15 protein-coding genes and 1 pseudogene are annotated in these 16,822 nt (G+C 62.8%); 5 read left to right on the top strand and 11 right to left on the bottom strand.

Annotated features, from left to right (window positions below):
* Positions 1 to 71: 71 nt before the first annotated feature.
* From EA798_RS12585 to EA798_RS12560, 6 genes are all read right to left on the bottom strand, one after another.
* The gene (locus EA798_RS12585) at positions 72 to 929 is read right to left on the bottom strand and encodes an alpha/beta hydrolase (RefSeq protein ID WP_122099168.1); all 858 of its coding nucleotides are present in this window, start codon (positions 927 to 929) and stop codon (positions 72 to 74) included.
* Positions 926 to 1,738, bottom strand: coding sequence for an alpha/beta fold hydrolase (locus tag EA798_RS12580; RefSeq protein WP_122099167.1), 813 nt, complete (start codon positions 1,736 to 1,738; stop codon positions 926 to 928). Before EA798_RS12580 ends, EA798_RS12585 begins: the two co-directional genes overlap by 4 nt.
* Positions 1,739 to 1,865: 127 nt before the next feature.
* Positions 1,866 to 2,309, bottom strand: coding sequence for a hotdog fold thioesterase (locus EA798_RS12575; RefSeq protein WP_122099166.1), 444 nt, complete (start codon positions 2,307 to 2,309; stop codon positions 1,866 to 1,868).
* 69 nt (positions 2,310 to 2,378) lie between these two features.
* Complete coding sequence (gene sixA / locus EA798_RS12570; protein WP_122099165.1) at positions 2,379 to 2,837, bottom strand: phosphohistidine phosphatase SixA; 459 nt, start codon at positions 2,835 to 2,837, stop codon at positions 2,379 to 2,381.
* Positions 2,834 to 3,190 (bottom strand): DUF4389 domain-containing protein, encoded by a 357-nt coding sequence (locus EA798_RS12565; protein WP_015277254.1) that lies wholly within the window; start codon positions 3,188 to 3,190, stop codon positions 2,834 to 2,836. The genes sixA and EA798_RS12565 overlap by 4 nt, the downstream gene beginning before the upstream one ends.
* A 22-nt stretch (positions 3,191 to 3,212) precedes the next feature.
* Positions 3,213 to 4,235: an NAD(P)H-dependent glycerol-3-phosphate dehydrogenase gene (locus EA798_RS12560; RefSeq protein ID WP_106155093.1), complete on the bottom strand. Its 1,023-nt coding sequence runs from the start codon at positions 4,233 to 4,235 to the stop codon at positions 3,213 to 3,215.
* 432 nt (positions 4,236 to 4,667) lie between these two features.
* Here EA798_RS12560 and fabA point away from each other — a divergent pair, with 432 nt between their 5' ends.
* Together fabA and fabB are read left to right on the top strand one after the other, a co-directional pair.
* The gene (gene fabA / locus EA798_RS12555; protein ID WP_003285418.1) at positions 4,668 to 5,183 is read left to right on the top strand and encodes a 3-hydroxyacyl-[acyl-carrier-protein] dehydratase FabA; all 516 of its coding nucleotides are present in this window, start codon (positions 4,668 to 4,670) and stop codon (positions 5,181 to 5,183) included.
* 11 nt (positions 5,184 to 5,194) lie between these two features.
* Positions 5,195 to 6,412, top strand: a complete 1,218-nt coding sequence (fabB, locus tag EA798_RS12550) for a beta-ketoacyl-ACP synthase I (RefSeq protein WP_015277256.1) — start codon at positions 5,195 to 5,197, stop codon at positions 6,410 to 6,412.
* 97 nt (positions 6,413 to 6,509) lie between these two features.
* Here fabB and EA798_RS12545 read toward each other — a convergent pair whose 3' ends face one another.
* Positions 6,510 to 7,553, bottom strand: a complete 1,044-nt coding sequence (locus EA798_RS12545) for an AraC family transcriptional regulator (RefSeq protein WP_122099164.1) — start codon at positions 7,551 to 7,553, stop codon at positions 6,510 to 6,512.
* 174 nt (positions 7,554 to 7,727) lie between these two features.
* Between EA798_RS12545 and EA798_RS12540 the strand changes: the two genes are divergently transcribed.
* The 3 genes from EA798_RS12540 (at position 7,728) to EA798_RS12530 (ending at position 11,853) form a co-directional block, all read left to right on the top strand.
* The gene (locus EA798_RS12540) at positions 7,728 to 8,906 is read left to right on the top strand and encodes an acyl-CoA dehydrogenase family protein (protein ID WP_122099163.1); all 1,179 of its coding nucleotides are present in this window, start codon (positions 7,728 to 7,730) and stop codon (positions 8,904 to 8,906) included.
* 24 nt (positions 8,907 to 8,930) lie between these two features.
* Complete coding sequence (locus EA798_RS12535; protein WP_122099162.1) at positions 8,931 to 10,127, top strand: acetyl-CoA C-acyltransferase; 1,197 nt, start codon at positions 8,931 to 8,933, stop codon at positions 10,125 to 10,127.
* Positions 10,128 to 10,227: 100 nt separating this feature from the next.
* The gene (locus tag EA798_RS12530; RefSeq protein ID WP_122099161.1) at positions 10,228 to 11,853 is read left to right on the top strand and encodes a fatty acyl-CoA synthetase; all 1,626 of its coding nucleotides are present in this window, start codon (positions 10,228 to 10,230) and stop codon (positions 11,851 to 11,853) included.
* Positions 11,854 to 11,899: 46 nt separating this feature from the next.
* Here the strand turns inward: EA798_RS12530 and sstT are convergent, their stop codons facing one another.
* From sstT to EA798_RS12515, 4 genes and pseudogenes are all read right to left on the bottom strand, one after another.
* Complete coding sequence (sstT, locus tag EA798_RS12525; protein ID WP_122099160.1) at positions 11,900 to 13,126, bottom strand: serine/threonine transporter SstT; 1,227 nt, start codon at positions 13,124 to 13,126, stop codon at positions 11,900 to 11,902.
* A gap of 181 nt (positions 13,127 to 13,307) precedes the next feature.
* On the bottom strand, positions 13,308 to 14,348 hold the full coding sequence (locus EA798_RS20975) for a methyl-accepting chemotaxis protein (RefSeq protein ID WP_420849553.1): 1,041 nt from the start codon (positions 14,346 to 14,348) through the stop codon (positions 13,308 to 13,310).
* 54 nt (positions 14,349 to 14,402) lie between these two features.
* Positions 14,403 to 14,915, bottom strand: a pseudogene (locus EA798_RS20970) (MCP four helix bundle domain-containing protein); the annotation flags it as partial.
* A 143-nt stretch (positions 14,916 to 15,058) separates the two neighbouring features.
* Entirely contained in the window at positions 15,059 to 16,678 is a 1,620-nt protein-coding gene (locus tag EA798_RS12515) for a methyl-accepting chemotaxis protein (protein ID WP_106155099.1), read from the bottom strand.
* Between the last annotated feature and the right edge of the window lie 144 nt (positions 16,679 to 16,822).

Below are 16,822 nucleotides of genomic sequence, written 5' to 3'. Positions count from 1 at the left end.
CAGCCTCGCCAGTTGGCAAAAGCAAGTCAAGCGAGGCTTTGCGAGAGAGTATTGCAAACGCCCGACATCACTCAGCCGTGGAAGAAGGCATTGAACACCGCAGCCACCGCTTCTGCGCCCGCCTCATCGTCCAGGTGCAGATGATGCCCACCGGGAAGCCGCTGCACGTCGAAGGGCAGGTCATCGATCAGCTTCATCATCTCCGGGTCGTTCATCAGGCCCTGCTCCGCCAGCACGAGAGTAGCCGGACAGGCTACCTGTGCGACAAACGCCAGCGCATGGGCACGGGTCAGCCGCATCGCAGACGGCACCATCAGCCGGGCATCGGTGCGCCAGGTATAGCCGCCGGGCACCGGGGTCAGCCCACGTTGCGCCAGTAGCTCGGCCGCCTCACGACTAACCGCGCCGACACCCTTCATGCGCGCCTCCACGGCCTGCACGAAGTTCGCGTACACCGGCTTGCGCTTGTCGTCGACCGCAAGCAGCGCCTCGAGCGCCGCGCCAAGCTTCTTCGGCGCGCTGTCCGCCTCGCCGGTGTAAGGGATGACGCCGTCTATCAATGCCAGTCGTTCGATGCGCTGGGGCAGTGCGCCGGCCAACAGCACCGAAACGATGGCGCCCATGGAATGCCCCAGCAAGGAAAAGCGTTGCCAGCCGAACTGTTCGGCTACCTGTAGCACGTCATGAGCGTATTCCCAGATGTTGTAGGCGGCACCAGCTGGACGATGTTCGGAATGACCGTGCCCAGGCAGATCCAGCGCGACAATCCGCAAACCCCTGAGGCGCGGCGCAAGCCGGCTGAAGGTCGCGGCATTGTCGAGCCAGCCATGCAGGGCGATAACCGGCTTGCCGTCTTCCGGACCGTACAGGTGCGCCGCGACTTCCAGATGCGGCAGGCTCAGCCGCACCTCCTCGAACACCAGGCTCATGCCACCCCCTCGGTAAGCTCGCCGTGGGTGCCCCAGCGGGCCAGCAGTTCGCGAAGCTTGTCCGCTGTCTGCTGCGGCCGCTCGAAAGGAAACATGTGGCCACCCGGCAGCGTATGCGCCTCGCCGCGCGCCATAAGCCGCAGCAGATAGGCGTGATGCGGCAGCACGACACGGCTGTCGCGCCCACGCACCATGGCCAGAGGAATCTTCAATGCCGGCGGCCAGCCCGGCGTCAGATGCGGCACGCTGCGGTAGATGCTGATTTCGGTCTGCGGATCGAAACGCAGACGCACGCCCTGCCCTGCGGGTTCCAGACCATGTTCGATATAAGCCTCCAGGCACTCCGGATCGAAGTGGCTGAACAGCGCCTTGCCGGCGAAGTAGGCACGCGCTTCCTCGACGCTGGAGAACTGCTCGCGCCGCCCGAGCGTCCGTCCCGCCGGGGTCAGCCGATCGATGAAGCCCAGGCGCTTGGCGGCCCATATGACGGTCTGATCGAACCAGGTCGGAAGCGGCGAATCCAGCATGACGACGCCGTGATACAACTCGGGCCGCAGCAGCGCGGCGCGATAATGCAGCATGCCGCCGAACGAATGCCCTATACCCCAGACGGGTTCATGCAAGCATTCGAGCTGCTCGAAGAGTTCATCAAGCAGATTGTTCCAGTTATCGTCAACGGGAAAGCGCGGGTCATGGCCATGACGATCCATGTGCGTGACCTCGTACTCGGGCGCGAGGGCATCGAACAGCTTGCGATAGGTCGCCGAAGGGAAGCCGTTGGCGTGGGCGAAGAAGATACGCTGGGACATGAAGGCATTGCCGGACAGACTGAACGCTCATTGTCTGGCAGGCCCTGGCATGCGGCAATCGCCATAGGCCTGCCGAATGAAGGGCATTCAGGCCAATCAGCAGGTCACTATGGCGGCAGGCTGCAAATCAGCCCGCGCCGTTGCCCTTGTCCAGCGGCACGATAGCCACGGTCAGCCGCGAAATGCAGCTGGGCTTGCCGTCCTCCCCGCTCAGGCGAATATCCCAGACATGCGTCGAGCGCCCCAGGTGCACCGCTCGGCAAACGCCGGTCACACGGCCACTGCGCAGGCCGCGCAGATGATTGGCGTTCACCTCCAGTCCGACGCAGTAGAACTTGCTGGTGTCGATGCAGTGATGGCTCGCCATCGAGCCGAGGGTCTCGGCCAACACCACCGAAGCGCCGCCATGCAGCAGACCATAGGGCTGATGGGTACGGGCATCGACCGGCATGCTTGCGGTGATCGAGACGTCGTCGAAGGATTCGAAGCGTATGTCCAGCAGATCACTGATGGTGTTCTTGCGGGTGCTGTGAAGCGCTTCCAGGTCGGGTTGGCGGTGCCAGATGCTCAAGACAGGTACTCCTGATGGTTATTGTTCTGCGGTCAGGCTCGCCCCAAGTGCAAGGCGAGCCGCCCAACCCTAACCAACGTGATGCACGGACACCAGTCGCATCAGCCCTCCGGCAATCGCTTCGCCTTCCAGCTCAACCAGTGAGGCAGTCGCCATGGACAGCGGATCGGCGTAATGACCGTTGATCAACCAGCCCGCCAGGTTGCCGACAAACGGCTGATGCGTGACCAGCAGCAGGTCGCTTTCGCCCCGCAGGTCCAGCTCGCGCAATGCCTCGGCAAGATCGGATTCCGGTGTCGCCCAGTCAACCGTCTCGCAGTGACCGGCAAAGCCGAGCGCCTTGCGTACCTCGTCCGCAGTCTGCTGTGCGCGTCGGAACGGACTTACCAGAATCGTCTGCAGCGGCTTGCCGCGCAGAAATGTGGCGCTGCGGCGCACGTCACGTCGACCACCCTCGGTCAGATTGCGCTCGGCATCGGTACGGGCCTGCGGCTCGGCTTCACCATGTCGCAACAACCATAGCCTCATGGAGTCGGCCCCTGCTGGGGATCTTTCGGCTCGACCGGTGGCACCGGCGGGACCGGATTGCTCAGCTCCACATCGGCCGGCCTGGGCGTCGGCCAGTCGGACAGCGGCCAGGGCTTGCGCTCGGTATTGAAGGTGGCGAAGCGACCGATCTGCGCGATGTACTGGCTGAGGCTGTCGCCAAATGCCTGCAGACTGGAATCCGGGTGCCCCTTGACCAGGCGCATCACCAGCTGCAGCACCACGACCACCAGCAGCGCCAGCTCGGCCAGCTGCCAGACGAAAAAGAAGATCAGCATCCAGAGGGCCCGCAGGATCAGTGACTCCCGGTCCGTGGCCTGGTTAGATTGGTTCATGAAGGTTTCCCCTACGCTCGGCTCAGAATCCGTCGGTTGAAATGAAATCCACATCGGTCTTCGGCTCGCCGCGCATCAGCACACCGATGATCTGATCCAGCGTACGCCCCTCGAACAGGACGGCATGGAGACCCGCGACCAGCGGCATGTAGACCTGCAGCTCCTCGGCCTTGCACTTGAGCACCTTGATGGTATTCACGCCCTCGGCGACCTCGCCCAGCCGGGAAACCGCCTCGTCGAGGCTGAGCCCTTCACCGAGCGCATAGCCGACCTGGAAATTGCGGCTCTTTTGCGATGTGCAGGTAACGATCAGATCGCCTACGCCAGCCAGGCCGAGAAAGGTCATGGGATTGGCCCCGAGCTTCACCGCGAATCGCGTCATTTCTGCCAGCGCTCGGGTGATCAGCATGCTCCGCGTGTTCTCGCCCATGCCCAGCGCGGCGGCCATCCCCGCCATGATCGCGTAAACGTTTTTCAGCGCCCCTCCCAACTCGACGCCGAAACGATCCGAGCTTGCGTAGACGCGGAAGGTGCGGCCATGCAGGACTTGCTGAACGCTGCGGCACAGCGCCTCGTCCTGGCTTGCCACGACCGTCGCGGTCAGGGCGTGCTCGGCCACCTCGCGTGCCAGGTTCGGGCCGGACAACACGCCGATACGCGCATCTGGCGCAATCTGTTCGAGAATCTGGCTCATCAGCATGAAGCTATCGGCCTCGATACCCTTGGTGGTGCTGACCAGCATCTTGCCGCCAAGCTGCGTCGCGAACGGCTGCAGCGCCTGGCGCAATGCACTGGATGGCAGCGCCACGAAGATCAGCTCGCAGGCATCGAGGGTCGACGGCAGGTCGGTGGTCGGCTCCACCTGCGCGAGAATTTCCACACCTTTTAGATAACGGGGGTTCTGCCGCAGCGTCCGGATGCTCTCGGCCTGCTCGGGATCGCGCATCCAGAGCAGAACGTGGTGACCGTTCTCGGCCAGCAAATTGGCGATCGCGGTACCGAAACTGCCGCCGCCGAGTACGGCGATGGGGTGCTTTCGTGTCATGTGGGTTCCGTTATGAGCCATCCGAAATGGCAGTGCCGGGCATTATACGTTTCACGTTCACAGCGGCCAGCGCAACCGCCACGCCCCCGCGAAATCATTCGGTTACAGTTGAATCGAAAGGCCGTACGACGCCCACCCGACGCGCTGGAACAAGGCTTCGATGGACCCATGCAACCGTCACTGCAACGATTGTCTATAGAGGACACGCTGTCGCAAGGTCCTCGTTAACCTTTCAGGAGTGTTAAAGTAGCCGCCCGATTCTGTCTTTGCGTCCTTCAGCCGCAGGTACGGGTTGAATGGCGTCGCTGTTGGCAGGCTGTGACTTTAGCCACAACGCGGCAGTCTATGACTAGTCTTGATGATCAGGCCTCGAATTCTGGCCCGGTATGTAAGCAGCAAAGCCCTTTGCAAGGGGCCCATTGAGGAATACGCATGACCAAACAACACGCCTTTACTCGGGAAGACCTGCTTCGTTGCAGCCGCGGCGAACTCTTCGGTCCCGGTAATGCGCAACTGCCCGCGCCGAATATGCTGATGGTTGATCGTATCGTTCACATCAGCGAAGTGGGCGGCAAGTATGGCAAGGGCGAACTGGTTGCCGAACTGGATATCAACCCTGATCTCTGGTTCTTCGCTTGCCATTTCGAAGGCGATCCGGTCATGCCCGGCTGCCTGGGCCTCGATGCCATGTGGCAGCTGGTCGGTTTCTACCTCGGCTGGCAGGGCAATCCCGGCCGCGGCCGTGCGCTGGGCTCCGGCGAAGTGAAGTTCTTCGGTCAGGTACTGCCTACCGCCAAGAAAGTCACCTACAACATCCACATCAAGCGCACCATCAACCGCTCGCTGATCCTCGGCATCGCCGATGGCACCGTCAGCGTTGATGGCCGCGAGATCTACAGTGCCGAAGGTTTGCGCGTCGGCCTGTTCACCTCTACCGACAGCTTTTGAAGGACATCCGCATGCGTCGCGTCGTGATCACTGGCCTGGGTATCGTTTCCTGCCTGGGCAATGACAAAGAGACCGTCTCCGGCAACCTGCGCGCCGGCCGCCCCGGCATTCGCTTCAACCAGTCCTACGCGGACATGGGGCTGCGCAGCCAGGTTTCCGGTTCCGTCAACCTGAACCTCGAAGAGCTGATCGACCGCAAGGTCCTGCGCTTCATGGGCGACGCTGCCGCCTATGCCTATCTGGCGATGGAGCAGGCCGTCAAAGACGCCGGTTTCAGCCTCGATGACATCTCCAACCCACGCATCGGCCTGGTGGCCGGCTCGGGTGGCGCGTCCACCATCAACCAGATGGAAGCCATCGACATCCTGCGTGACAAGGGCGTCAAGCGCATCGGCCCATACCGCGTACCGCGCACCATGAGCAGCACCGTTTCCGCCTGCCTGGCGACGCCGTTCCGTATCAAGGGCATCAACTACTCCATCGCTTCGGCCTGCGCCACCAGCGCACATTGCATCGGCCACGCCATGGAGCAGATCCAGATGGGCAAGCAGGATGTGGTCTTCGCCGGTGGCGGTGAAGAAGAGCACTGGAGCCAGAGCTGCCTGTTCGACGCCATGGGTGCGTTGTCCAGCCAGTACAACGAGACTCCGGAAAAGGCTTCCCGCGCCTACGACGCCAAGCGTGACGGTTTCGTTATCGCCGGCGGTGGCGGCATGGTCGTGGTCGAAGAGCTGGAGCACGCGCTCAAGCGCGGCGCCAAAATCTACGCGGAAATCGTCGGCTACGGCGCTACTTCCGATGGCTACGACATGGTCGCACCGAGCGGTGAAGGCGCGCTGCGCTGCATGCAGCAGGCGATGTCTACCGTCGACACCACCATCGACTACCTCAACACCCACGGCACCTCGACGCCGGTGGGCGATGTGGCCGAGATCAAGGCCGTGCGCAACATGTTCGGCGACAAGATCCCGACCATCAGCTCGACCAAGAGCCTGTCCGGTCACTCGCTGGGTGCCGCAGGCGTCCACGAAGCGATCTACTCGATGCTGATGATGGAAGGTAATTTCATCGCCGGCTCGGCCAACATCGATGAGCTGGACCCGGAAGTTGCCGACATGCCGATCCTGCGCGAAACCCGCGAGAACGCGCAGCTCGATACCGTGATGAGCAACAGCTTCGGCTTCGGTGGCACCAACGCTACTCTGGTGCTGCGCCGCTTCAAGGGCTGAGCCCCAGCGCCGGCAAAACGCCCCGACTAGTCGGGGCGTTTTCGTTTGCGCGCCCAGGAGTCGAACGAATCAGTGGTCTTTGGCATACCGTCCGGTATCAGGCCGATCGACGACCGTTTCGCCATTGCGCTGGTGGTCGCCCCGTCCAGCGCTTGAAGGCCCGACAGAACGCCGCAACTTCGGCGAAGCCGCTCTGCTCGGCCACTTCCTGCACGCTGAGGTGCTCGTTGCCCAGCAACCGCAGGGCGAACTCCCGACGTAACGATTCCTTGATCTGCCGCACCGAGGTGCCTTCATCCTGCAGCCAGCGCCGCAAAGTGCGTGGCGTCATCAGCAGGCGCTGGCTGATCTCCCCCAGCTCTGGCATCTGCCGGAGATCGTAGTGCTGCAGCAACAGCCTGACGCGGTTCTGCACGCTGTTGTCCTGCACGGGCCGGTGCAGGATCACCCCCGGACAGTCGCGCAGAAACGCCTGTAGCTCGGTGTCGCTGCGCAGGATCGGTAGCTGCAGGACTCGTGGGTGCAGATAGAAGCCGCATCGGGGCTGGTCGTGCTGCAGCTCCCCAATGAACATCACCCGATACTCGGCCGCGTGCATTGGCGCCGGGTAGCCGAAACAGGTGGCGGCGACAGGAATCTGCTGCCCAACCAGCCAGCCGGCGAAGCGCTGCCACATCAACAGGATGAATTCCTGCAGGAAATGATCAGGATCGAATTGCCGATGCAGATGCAAACGGTAGAACACCAGTGGTGACTGCGCCGGCGCAAGATCCAGGCCGATATCCAGGTCGTCCCTGACAGCGGTATAAAAACGCGCACTGCGCTCCAACATGCCGCCAAGGGTTTTCGCGCCCAAGGCGAACTCCGCCATGAGCGAGAACACGCCCCGCTTGCAGGCGCTTGGCGCCATCCCCATGAATTCGTCAGCGGTGGCGCGCCAGACCGCCTTGATCAGGTCACTGAGCTGCTGTTCGGTGATCAACCGTTCAGGCTGATCGAGCCAGTGCGCCGGGATGCCGGCAGCAGCCAGCAACTGCAGCGGATCCGCCCCCTGCCGGACGGCGCCGCTGATGCCGGCTCGCAGGTAGTGATTGGCGATGTGCGCCCTGGCCAAGGGTCTGGGCAAATCCGTCGCAGTCATTCGGCTGCTCCTCGACGTTCCGCCCGGCAGTATGGCGCGTTTCGAATCAGCAGTGGCCTATCCGATCAACTAAAACGACCGCATCGGTCATTCAAAGCACGCGGGCAAGCCCTTATTAATAGCCATGCACCTGCTCGGTGACCGGTCAGAACAATAACAATCAAAGGGCTCAGCATGAACGAACAGACCCTGCGGGGCGACGATTGCGCAACCAGCGAAGATGACCAGACCCTGTTTCAGGATTCGGTGCGACGCTTTCTTCAACAGGAAGTGGCGCCCCACTACGAGCAATGGGAAGCCGACCACCAGCTGCCACGCGCGCTCTGGCATCGCCTCGGCGAAGCGGGCCTGCTCGGCGTGGATCTGCCGGAGCAGCTGGGTGGCTTCGCAGCGGGGGTCGAGACCTGCCTGATGATCTGCGAGGAGATATCCCGCCAGGGCTTCGGCGGGCTGGCCAGCGGCTACAACATCCACGCCAACATCGTGATGCCCTATATCCACCATCTTGGCAACCCCGCACAGCAGGCCTGCTGGCTGCCGCGCATGGCCGCTGGCGAAGTGCTGGGCGCCATCGCCATGACCGAGCCTGGCGCCGGAAGCGATCTGGCCGCCATGCGCGCCAGTGCGCAGAAGGTTCCTGCTGGCTGGAAGCTCAACGGCAGCAAGGTATTCATCACCAACGGCCTGCTGGCAGACATGGTGATCGTCTGCGCCAAGACGGACCCGAGCGCCCGGGCCCGTGGCGTCTCGCTGTTTCTGGTGGATACCGCATTGCCGGGCTTCTCGCGCGGCAAAGCGATCCGCAAGATCGGCCAGCACGCCAGCGACACCGCCGAGCTGTTCTTCGACGATCTGATCGTGCCGGAGGATGCGCTGCTTGGCGAAGCGGGCAAGGGCTTCGCCTATCTGATGCAAGAGCTGCCTCGCGAACGTCTGGGTGTGGCAGCACAAGCCATCGGAGCCATCGAGGGTGCGCTTCACCTGACCCTGGATTACGTTCAACAGCGCCGTGCATTCGGCCAGCGGATCGCCGACTTCCAGAACACCCGCTTCGCGCTGGCCGAAGTACGTGCACAACTGGAGATGGGGCGCGCCTACTTCGAGAAATGCCTGCAGCGCTATGCCCGTGGAGAAATGAGCAGCACCGACGCAGCAGCCCTCAAGTTGATGCTGAGCGAGATGCAGTGCCGCTGCATCGACCAATGCCTGCAGCTGTTTGGGGGCTACGGCTACACCCTCGAGTATCCAATCTCCCGCTTTTATGTGGATGCGCGCATCCAGACCATCTATGCGGGCACTTCCGAAATCATGAAAGAAGTGATCGCCCGCGACATGCTTGGGCCTGTGGCCTGAGCGACCGACAAGAAGGAACTGCTCATGAACGATACCGTTGCTCTGCAGGACGTGGTGATCCTCTCCGGCGCCCGAACCGCCATCGGCGATTTTGGCGCAAGCCTGTCAGGCTATAGCCCTGCCGAACTGGGTACTTTCGCCGGCCGTGCTGCCATCGAACGCGCCGGCGTGGCGGCTGAGGAAATCGACCACTGCATCTTCGGCCACATCATCACGACCAGCCCGCAGGATGCCTATCTGGCACGACATATCGCCCTGAACTGCGGCCTCGCCGAGCACTCGGCGGCGCTGAACGTGAACCGCCTGTGCGGTTCATCGGTGCAGTCGCTGATATCTGCCGCGCAGATGATCCAGGCGGGTGCCAGCCGTCTGGCCCTTGCCGGCGGCGCCGAAAGCATGAGCCAGGGCGCATATCTGCTGCCCAAGCTGCGCTTCGGCCAGCGCATGGGCGATGCGACCGCCGTGGACCTGACCATCGGCATACTCAGCGACCCGTTCGGCAGCGGGCACATGGGAATCACCGCCGAGAATGTCGCCGCCAGGTACCGCTTCACGCGCGAGCAACTCGACCAATATGCCTGCGACAGCCACCGCAAGGCCGCCAATGCAATGGCCGCGGGGCACCTGACAACGCAGATCGTCAGCGTCCCGATCAACAAGGGCCGTGCTACCGGCGAGTTCTCTCGGGATGAGCACGTGCGACCTGAGACCACGCTGGAGGGCCTGCAGAAGCTGCGCGCGGCGTTCAAGAAGGACGGACTGGTGACAGCCGGCAACGCCTCTCCGCTCAGCGACGGCGCCGCGGCGATCGTGCTTGGCTCGGCTCAGGAAGCCGTCAGGCTCGGGCTGCGTCCACGGGCCCGCTTCCTCAGCTATGCCTTCGCCGGTGTCGAGCCGCAGCTGATGGGACTGGGGCCGATCCCCGCCGTCCAGCGGGCACTGACGGCAGCAAACCTTCGTCTGGCCGACATCGACATCATAGAGTCCAACGAAGCCTTCGCCGCCCAGGCGCTAGCGGTGGCGCAGAGCCTGGAGTTCGATCCGGACAAGGTGAACGTCAATGGCGGAGCGATCGCCCACGGTCACCCGGTAGGTGCCACCGGTTCGATTCTCACCCTGAAAGCGTTGTACGAGCTTGAACGCCTCGGCAAGCGTCACGCGCTTATCACCATGTGCATCGGCGGCGGACAGGGCATTGCGCTGATTCTCGAGCGCCTCTGAGGCAGGAAGAAGAGGCAACGAATCCCAGCGACCAGCGAAGAATCGTCGGTCGCCCCGAGCTTCACATGCCGCAACAACAATAATTATTCGAGGTATGCCCATGCGTCCGACGGTCGAAGTCCACCCTTCTATCCACCGCAACACCATTGGTGATGCCCTGCAACGCATTGCCATGCGCAGCCCCGAACGGATCGCCTTGCAATACAGGGAGCGCCGCTGGAGCTTCCAGGCGCTGGATCGTGCGGTAAACCGCGTGGCCAATCATCTGCTGGCCCTTGGTCTGAGCAAAGCGGATCGGGTCGCGGCGTACGGCAAGAACTCCGACGCCTATCTGATTCTCTGGCTTGCCTGTACCCGTGCCGGCCTGATTCACGTTCCGGTCAATTTTTCACTGACCGAACACGAACTGACCTACCTGCTCAACCAGTCGGGCGCTCGCGCCCTCTTCGTCGACGACAGCCTGAAAAACCTGATCGACGGCATTCCCGATCAACCCCTGCTCGCTATCCACGGCAGCCTGCACGGCGGAACAGCATCGGATCGCAGCGACATCCTCGGGATCGCCACCGGCTCGGCCTGCGATCAGCCACCCAAGGTCGGCATAGCCGACACCGATGTCGTGCAGATTCTCTACACCTCGGGCACCACATCAGACCCCAAAGGCGCGATGCACACCCACCGCTCCCTGATGACCGAGTACTCCAGCTGCCTCCTGCACCTCGATATAAAGCCCAGCGACCGCTGCCTGGCAGCCCTGCCCCTCTATCACTCGGCACAGATGCATGTTTTCACCATGCCGTCGCTGCTGGCCGGCGCCTTCACCTGCCTGACGGATATGCCGACGCCTGAAGAAATACTTCGACTGCTCAAGACCGAACAGCTGAACAGCTTCTTTGCACCACCAACAGTCTGGATCGCACTGCTGCGCCACCAGCAGTTCGTCGAGGCCGAGCTGCAGCATCTGCACAAGCTCTACTACGGTGCTTCGATCATGCCGGAGCCGATAGCCCTGGAGCTGGCCGAGCGCCTGCCGCAATCGGGCCTCTACAACTGTTACGGCCAGAGCGAGATCGCCCCGCTGGCGACGGTCCTGACGCCGGATGAGCACAGGGATCGCCCGACTTCCTGCGGCCGGCCAGTCAGCAACGTGCTGACGCGGATCATCGATCCATCCACCGGCGAAGAATGTGCCCCCGGCGTTGCAGGCGAGCTCGTCCACCGCTCACCGCAGCTGATGGTCGGGTACTGGCAGAAGCCGGACGAAACCGCTGAGGCGTTCGCCGGCGGCTGGTTCCACTCCGGGGACCTGGGCTACCGTGACGAGCAGGGCTATATCTGGATCGTCGACCGCATCAAGGACATCGTGAACACCGGCGGCGTGCTGGTCGCCAGTCGCGACGTGGAGGAAGCGCTCTACCGCCATCCACATGTAGCTGAAGTTGCGGTCATTGGCGTGCCCGACCAGAAATGGATCGAAGCGATCGCCGCCGTGGTGGTCCTGAAGCAGAACGCCACGCTGGATGCGCAGGCGCTGCTGCACCATGCCCGCGCCCACCTTGCGCCGTTCAAGGTCCCGAAGCACGTGCACTTCGTTAAGCAATTGCCGAAGAACTCAGCGGGCAAGTTGCTGAAGCGGGTGCTGCGCGTCCAGTTCGGCGCGCCAGCGCGCAGCAGCCTGGGCGAACCCGGCGACAACCTTCGGCAGAGCGAGGCCAGCGCCAGATGAGGATGGCGCTGGCCTCGAGCTATACGGTCAGAACCCGCCGAGGAACCTACGCAGGTTCGGAAATATCGCCGTGAGCGATGCATGACGCGGCAGTGAAGAGCACATCGGTCGAAGAGTTGAGCGCTGTTTCGGCCGAATCCTGCACCACGCCGATGATGAAGCCCACTGCCACGACCTGCATCGCCAGGTCATTGGAAATGCCGAACAGGCTGCACGCCAGCGGGATAAGCAGCAACGAACCGCCGGCCACACCCGACGCGCCACAGGCACACACGGCGGCCAACAGGCTCAGCAGCACCGCCGTGGCGACATCGACCTGAATGCCGAGGGTGTTGACCGCAGCCAGGGTCAGCACGGTAATGGTGATCGCCGCGCCACCCATGTTGATGGTTGCGCCGAGCGGGATGGATACCGAGTAAGTGTCCTTGTGCAGCCCCAGTCGCTGGCACAGCTGCATGTTCACCGGGATGTTGGCGGCCGAACTGCGGGTGAAGAACGCGGTGATACCGCTCTCACGCAGGCAGGTGAAGACCAGCGGATAGGGATTGCGGCGAATCTGCCAGAACACGATCAGCGGGTTCATCACCAGCGCCATGAACAGCATGGCGCCCACCAGCACCAGCAGCAGGCGCAGGTAACCCAGCAACACATCGAAGCCCGAATCAGCCAGCGTGCCGGCAACCAGACCGAACACCCCGAGCGGCGCGAAGCGAATGACCACCTTGACGATCAGCGTGACACCATCGGACAGATCACCGATCAGACGCCGCGTGCTGTCCTGCGCATGACGGAAGGCGAAACCGAGGCCGATCGCCCACGCGAGAATGCCGATGAAGTTGCCATTGAGCAGCGCGCGCACCGGGTTGTCGGCGACATTGAACAAGAGCGTCTGCAGCACCGCGCCCACGCCCGACGGCGGAGTGACGTCGGCGACTCCACTCACCAGCGTGAGCGTGGTGGGGAACATGAAGCTCGCCAGCACGGCCACCGCCGAAGCGCTCAGTGTGCCGAGTGCGTAGAGCAGGATGATCGGCCGTATATGGGTCGGTTGGCCACGCTTGTGATTGGCCAATGAGGAGGTCACCAGCACGAACACCAGAATCGGTGCCACCGCCTTGAGCGCCTGCACGAACAGGTCGCCCAGAAGCGCTACCGATTTCGCCGCAGCCGGCAGGAAAAGCGCCAGCAAGGCGCCAGCCACCAAGCCCACCACGATTTGGGCGACCAGGCTGGTACGGCTGATGAAGCGGATGACTCGAGGCATATCGGACATAAACGCGTCTCGCAGCTAGGAAGAGAACGGCCCGGAGGTGGCCATTCCTGCCATGGAAAAACGCGGGATGGTACGCCGCTCGCCCGGCAATGCCCAGCGTTGCGCTGTCACGGGTGCTAAAAGAGCACCGCACGGATGCCTGGTGCGATGGGCGCCGTCAAACGGCGCCCATCGAGTCGGATCAGACCTGGAAGCGCGCCACGAGATTGTTCAGGTCGATGGCCAGACGCGCCAGCTCCTGACTCGCCGCACTGGTCTGGTTGGCGCCAGCCGAAGACTGCAGCGACAGATCCCGGATGTTCACCAGGTTGCGGTCGACCTCGCGGGCCACCTGGGCCTGCTCTTCCGACGCACTGGCGATCACCAGGTTGCGCTCGCTGATCTGGCTGATCGCACTGGCGATGCCATCGAGCGCCTCACCTGCAGCACGCGCAAGCTCCAGCGTGGTCCTGGCGCGCTCGTTACTGAGTTGCATGGCATGCACCGCCTTGTCGGTGCCCTGGTGCACGTCGCCAATCATCTGCTCGATTTCCTGGGTCGACTGCTGGGTACGATGCGCCAGCGCCCGCACCTCATCGGCCACCACCGCGAAACCACGACCCGCGTCCCCTGCCCGCGCGGCTTCGATGGCCGCGTTCAGCGCAAGGAGGTTGGTCTGTTCGGCGATCGATCGAATCACGTCGAGCACCTTGCTGATATCACGCACCTGCCCGGCGAGCCGTTCGACTTCGGTGGCCGTCTGCGTTACGTCGTCGGCCAGCAGGCCGATCGAGTCGACCGTGCGGATGACCTGCTGGCGGCCGTGCTGCGCCGTCTCGTCGGACTCTCGCGACGCCTCTGACGTCGCCACGGCGTTGCGTGCAACCTCATCGACCGCCGCAGTCATCTCGTTGACCGCAGTAGCCGCCTGTTCGATCTCGTGATTCTGCTGATGCAGGCCACGGGTCGAGTCCTCGGTCACGACATTGAGTTCTTCCGCCGCTGACGCCAGCTGATTGGACGAATCGGAAATGCCCTGGATGGTTTCGCGCAGGCTGCGTTGCATCGCCTGCAGCGCTCTGAGCAGACGCGCCGGCTCGTCGTTGCCGACTACCTGGAAGGTCCGGGTAAGGTCGCCGCCGGCAATGACTTCGGCAACGCCCACCGCCTCCGCCAGTGGCTGAACGATGCTGCGTGTCAGCAGCATGGCGAGAATGATGGTAGCGATGAACGCCAGGATCATCGCAACGACGACGCCCTGGAAAGCGCTGGCCGCTACCTGCAGCGCATGGTCACTGGCAGCATCGGCTGCTTTGCGGTTGAGGTCGATCAGGTCATGTACAGCCTGAGAAGTATTCCGCGCGTGCTCGTTCAGCTCACCGCGGGTGATCTCGATCGCCTCCTCCATGCGGTTCTGCAAGGCAAGTTCGACGATCTTTCGCTGGAAGCTCTCATAACGTGCCAGCGACTGGTCGAAGGTCGCGAGCAAGGCTTTTCCCTCGGCATTCTGGATCAGCCGATCAAGATCCTGTCGCTCCTTAGCCAGCGCCTTGCGAAGGGCGTCCAGGGTGTCCGCACCGCGGCTGCGCTCTGCCGGCTCGCTGATCAGCAGGCGCAAGGTTCCGGCGCGGATCATCAGGAACTCCTGGTTGACCTGACCGAGCAACTGGATCGTCGGCAATAACCGCTGATCGACCTCCTCGGCCTCGTCCTGCATTGCGGAAATCCGGGTCAACGCGAAGGCACCGAGCAGGAAGACCAGCAGTGCCACAACGCCAAACCCCAATCCGGCCCTAAGGGCAATTCTCATCTGTCTGAACATAGCAAGACCTCACATCGACTACGGGATATAACCGTATATCGGGCAAGGTCATGCATTACTTGACAAGCGACAACAAATATATTTATCGCGATTGAGAATGCATCTGGTTCAGGGTTCAGACGACCTTCAAGTCAGACTCGGAAGCCTCCGACCAAGCCATTCAAACCAACCGCCAGCCGTGCCAGTTCCTGGCTTGCCGCACTGGTTTGGCTTGCCCCGGCGGACGACTGCAGCGACAGGTCGCGGATATTCACCAGGTTGCGATCGACTTCCCGCGCAACCTGAGCCTGTTCTTCCGATGCGCTGGCGATGACCAGGTTACGCTCGGAGATCTGACTGATAGCTGCAGCGATCTCTTCCAGTGCTTCGCCGGCCGCTCGCGCAAGGTCCAGCGTGGTGCGGGCACGTTCGTTACTGACCTGCATGGCCTGCACAGCCCGGTCGGTGCCCTGATGCACGTCGCCGATCATCTGCTCGATCTCCTGGGTCGACTGCTGGGTCCGGTGCGCCAGCGCCCGCACTTCATCGGCCACCACGGCAAAGCCACGCCCCGCATCACCTGCTCGTGCGGCCTCGATAGCTGCGTTGAGCGCCAGCAGGTTGGTTTGCTCGGCGATCGAACGGATCACATCCAGCACCTTGCTGATATCGCGGACCTGCGCCGCCAGCCGCTCGACCTCGGCAGAGGTCTGGGTCACGTCGCCGGCCAGCTGGCCGATCGAATCGACAGTGCGGATCACCTGATTGCGCCCATGCTGCGCCGTCGCGTCGGACTCCCGGGAGGCCTCGGAGGTAGCCACGGCGTTGCGTGCCACCTCGTCCACTGCTGCAGTCATCTCGTTGACCGCGGTGGCGGCCTGCTCGATCTCGTGGCTCTGCTGACTCATCCCGCGGGTCGAATCCTCAGTTACCACGTTCAGCTGCTCGGCCGCGGAGGCAAGCTGACTGGACGAATGAGAGATACTCTGGATAGTGCCACGCAAGCGCTCCTGCATTGAGCGCAGCGCAGTCAGCAATCGCGCCGGTTCGTCCCGGCCGACGATGTCGATATGCCGCGTGAGGTCACCACTGGCCACCACTTCGGCGATGCTCACCGCCTGCTGCAATGGCTGGACGATACTGCGGGTAAAAATCCATGCCAGCACAACCGTCAGCAGCACGGCGAGCACGATCGTCCCGATCATCCAGGCCTGCGAGCTCTGGAAGATGGCCGCAGCCGAGGCCGCCGAGAGTGCGGATTGCTCGTTGTTGAACGCAGCCATCCTGGCGACCGCTTCGTTCAAAGCGGTACCGGCCGTGTTCAGCCTGGAGCCAACGACCTCAACGGCGTCCTCGATCCGGCCCTGACCTTCCAGACGGACGATTTCCGACAGCACCTCATCGAATGCCGTACGCGCGCGCAGGTAGTTCTGGAACAGCTCGCGCTCCTGCGGATGGTCCACTGTACGCTGATAGGCATCCTCGAGGCTGGACAGCTCGTTGCGGAAACGAGCCAGCGTGGCGCGGTTCTCTTCGACCCGCGTGCGATCGATGATCAGCCGCAGCGTATGAATCCGCGTGCGCAGGGTGTGCTGGTTGAGGTTGCCGAGCGCGACGATGCTGGGCAGCCACTCATCGCTGAGCGTTGCCGCTTCGCTACGAATCTTGCCCATCTGCAAGATGGCAAACAGACCGAGCAACAAGACAATCAGACCGATGAGGCCGAAACCCAGCGCGGATCGCTGAGACACGTTTATGTTCCGAACAAGCATTGAGGCAGTCCTCTCGAATATCCAGCGCTGCTCTGACGGGCAGGCAACGACGTCATCTGCCATATCGTGTCGCAGGCGGCTGACTTGAACGTTCGTGAGGTATTTCGTCGAATACCAGCCGGTTAAGCGACGAACGGAGGCGAA

The sequence above is a fragment of the Pseudomonas songnenensis genome, assembly GCF_003696315.1.
Classification (GTDB): domain Bacteria; phylum Pseudomonadota; class Gammaproteobacteria; order Pseudomonadales; family Pseudomonadaceae; genus Stutzerimonas; species Stutzerimonas songnenensis.
Note: the sequence above shows the minus strand (reverse complement) of the source record. Positions and strands in the feature narration are given on the sequence as shown.

Bases quoted from the DNA above. Each gene is read 5' to 3' on its own strand.
- EA798_RS12585 (WP_122099168.1), bottom strand. From the start codon at position 929: ATGAGCCTGGTGTTCGAGGAGGTGCGGCTGAGCCTGCCGCATCTGGAA.
- EA798_RS12580 (WP_122099167.1), bottom strand. From the start codon at position 1,738: ATGTCCCAGCGTATCTTCTTCGCCCACGCCAACGGCTTCCCTTCGGCG.
- sixA (WP_122099165.1), bottom strand. From the start codon at position 2,837: ATGAGGCTATGGTTGTTGCGACATGGTGAAGCCGAGCCGCAGGCCCGT.
- EA798_RS12565 (WP_015277254.1), bottom strand. From the start codon at position 3,190: ATGAACCAATCTAACCAGGCCACGGACCGGGAGTCACTGATCCTGCGG.
- EA798_RS12560 (WP_106155093.1), bottom strand. From the start codon at position 4,235: ATGACACGAAAGCACCCCATCGCCGTACTCGGCGGCGGCAGTTTCGGT.
- fabA (WP_003285418.1), top strand. From the start codon at position 4,668: ATGACCAAACAACACGCCTTTACTCGGGAAGACCTGCTTCGTTGCAGC.
- fabB (WP_015277256.1), top strand. From the start codon at position 5,195: ATGCGTCGCGTCGTGATCACTGGCCTGGGTATCGTTTCCTGCCTGGGC.
- EA798_RS12545 (WP_122099164.1), bottom strand. From the start codon at position 7,553: ATGACTGCGACGGATTTGCCCAGACCCTTGGCCAGGGCGCACATCGCC.
- EA798_RS12540 (WP_122099163.1), top strand. From the start codon at position 7,728: ATGAACGAACAGACCCTGCGGGGCGACGATTGCGCAACCAGCGAAGAT.
- EA798_RS12535 (WP_122099162.1), top strand. From the start codon at position 8,931: ATGAACGATACCGTTGCTCTGCAGGACGTGGTGATCCTCTCCGGCGCC.
- EA798_RS12530 (WP_122099161.1), top strand. From the start codon at position 10,228: ATGCGTCCGACGGTCGAAGTCCACCCTTCTATCCACCGCAACACCATT.
- sstT (WP_122099160.1), bottom strand. From the start codon at position 13,126: ATGTCCGATATGCCTCGAGTCATCCGCTTCATCAGCCGTACCAGCCTG.
- EA798_RS20975 (WP_420849553.1), bottom strand. From the start codon at position 14,348: ATGATCCTGGCGTTCATCGCTACCATCATTCTCGCCATGCTGCTGACA.
- EA798_RS12515 (WP_106155099.1), bottom strand. From the start codon at position 16,678: ATGCTTGTTCGGAACATAAACGTGTCTCAGCGATCCGCGCTGGGTTTC.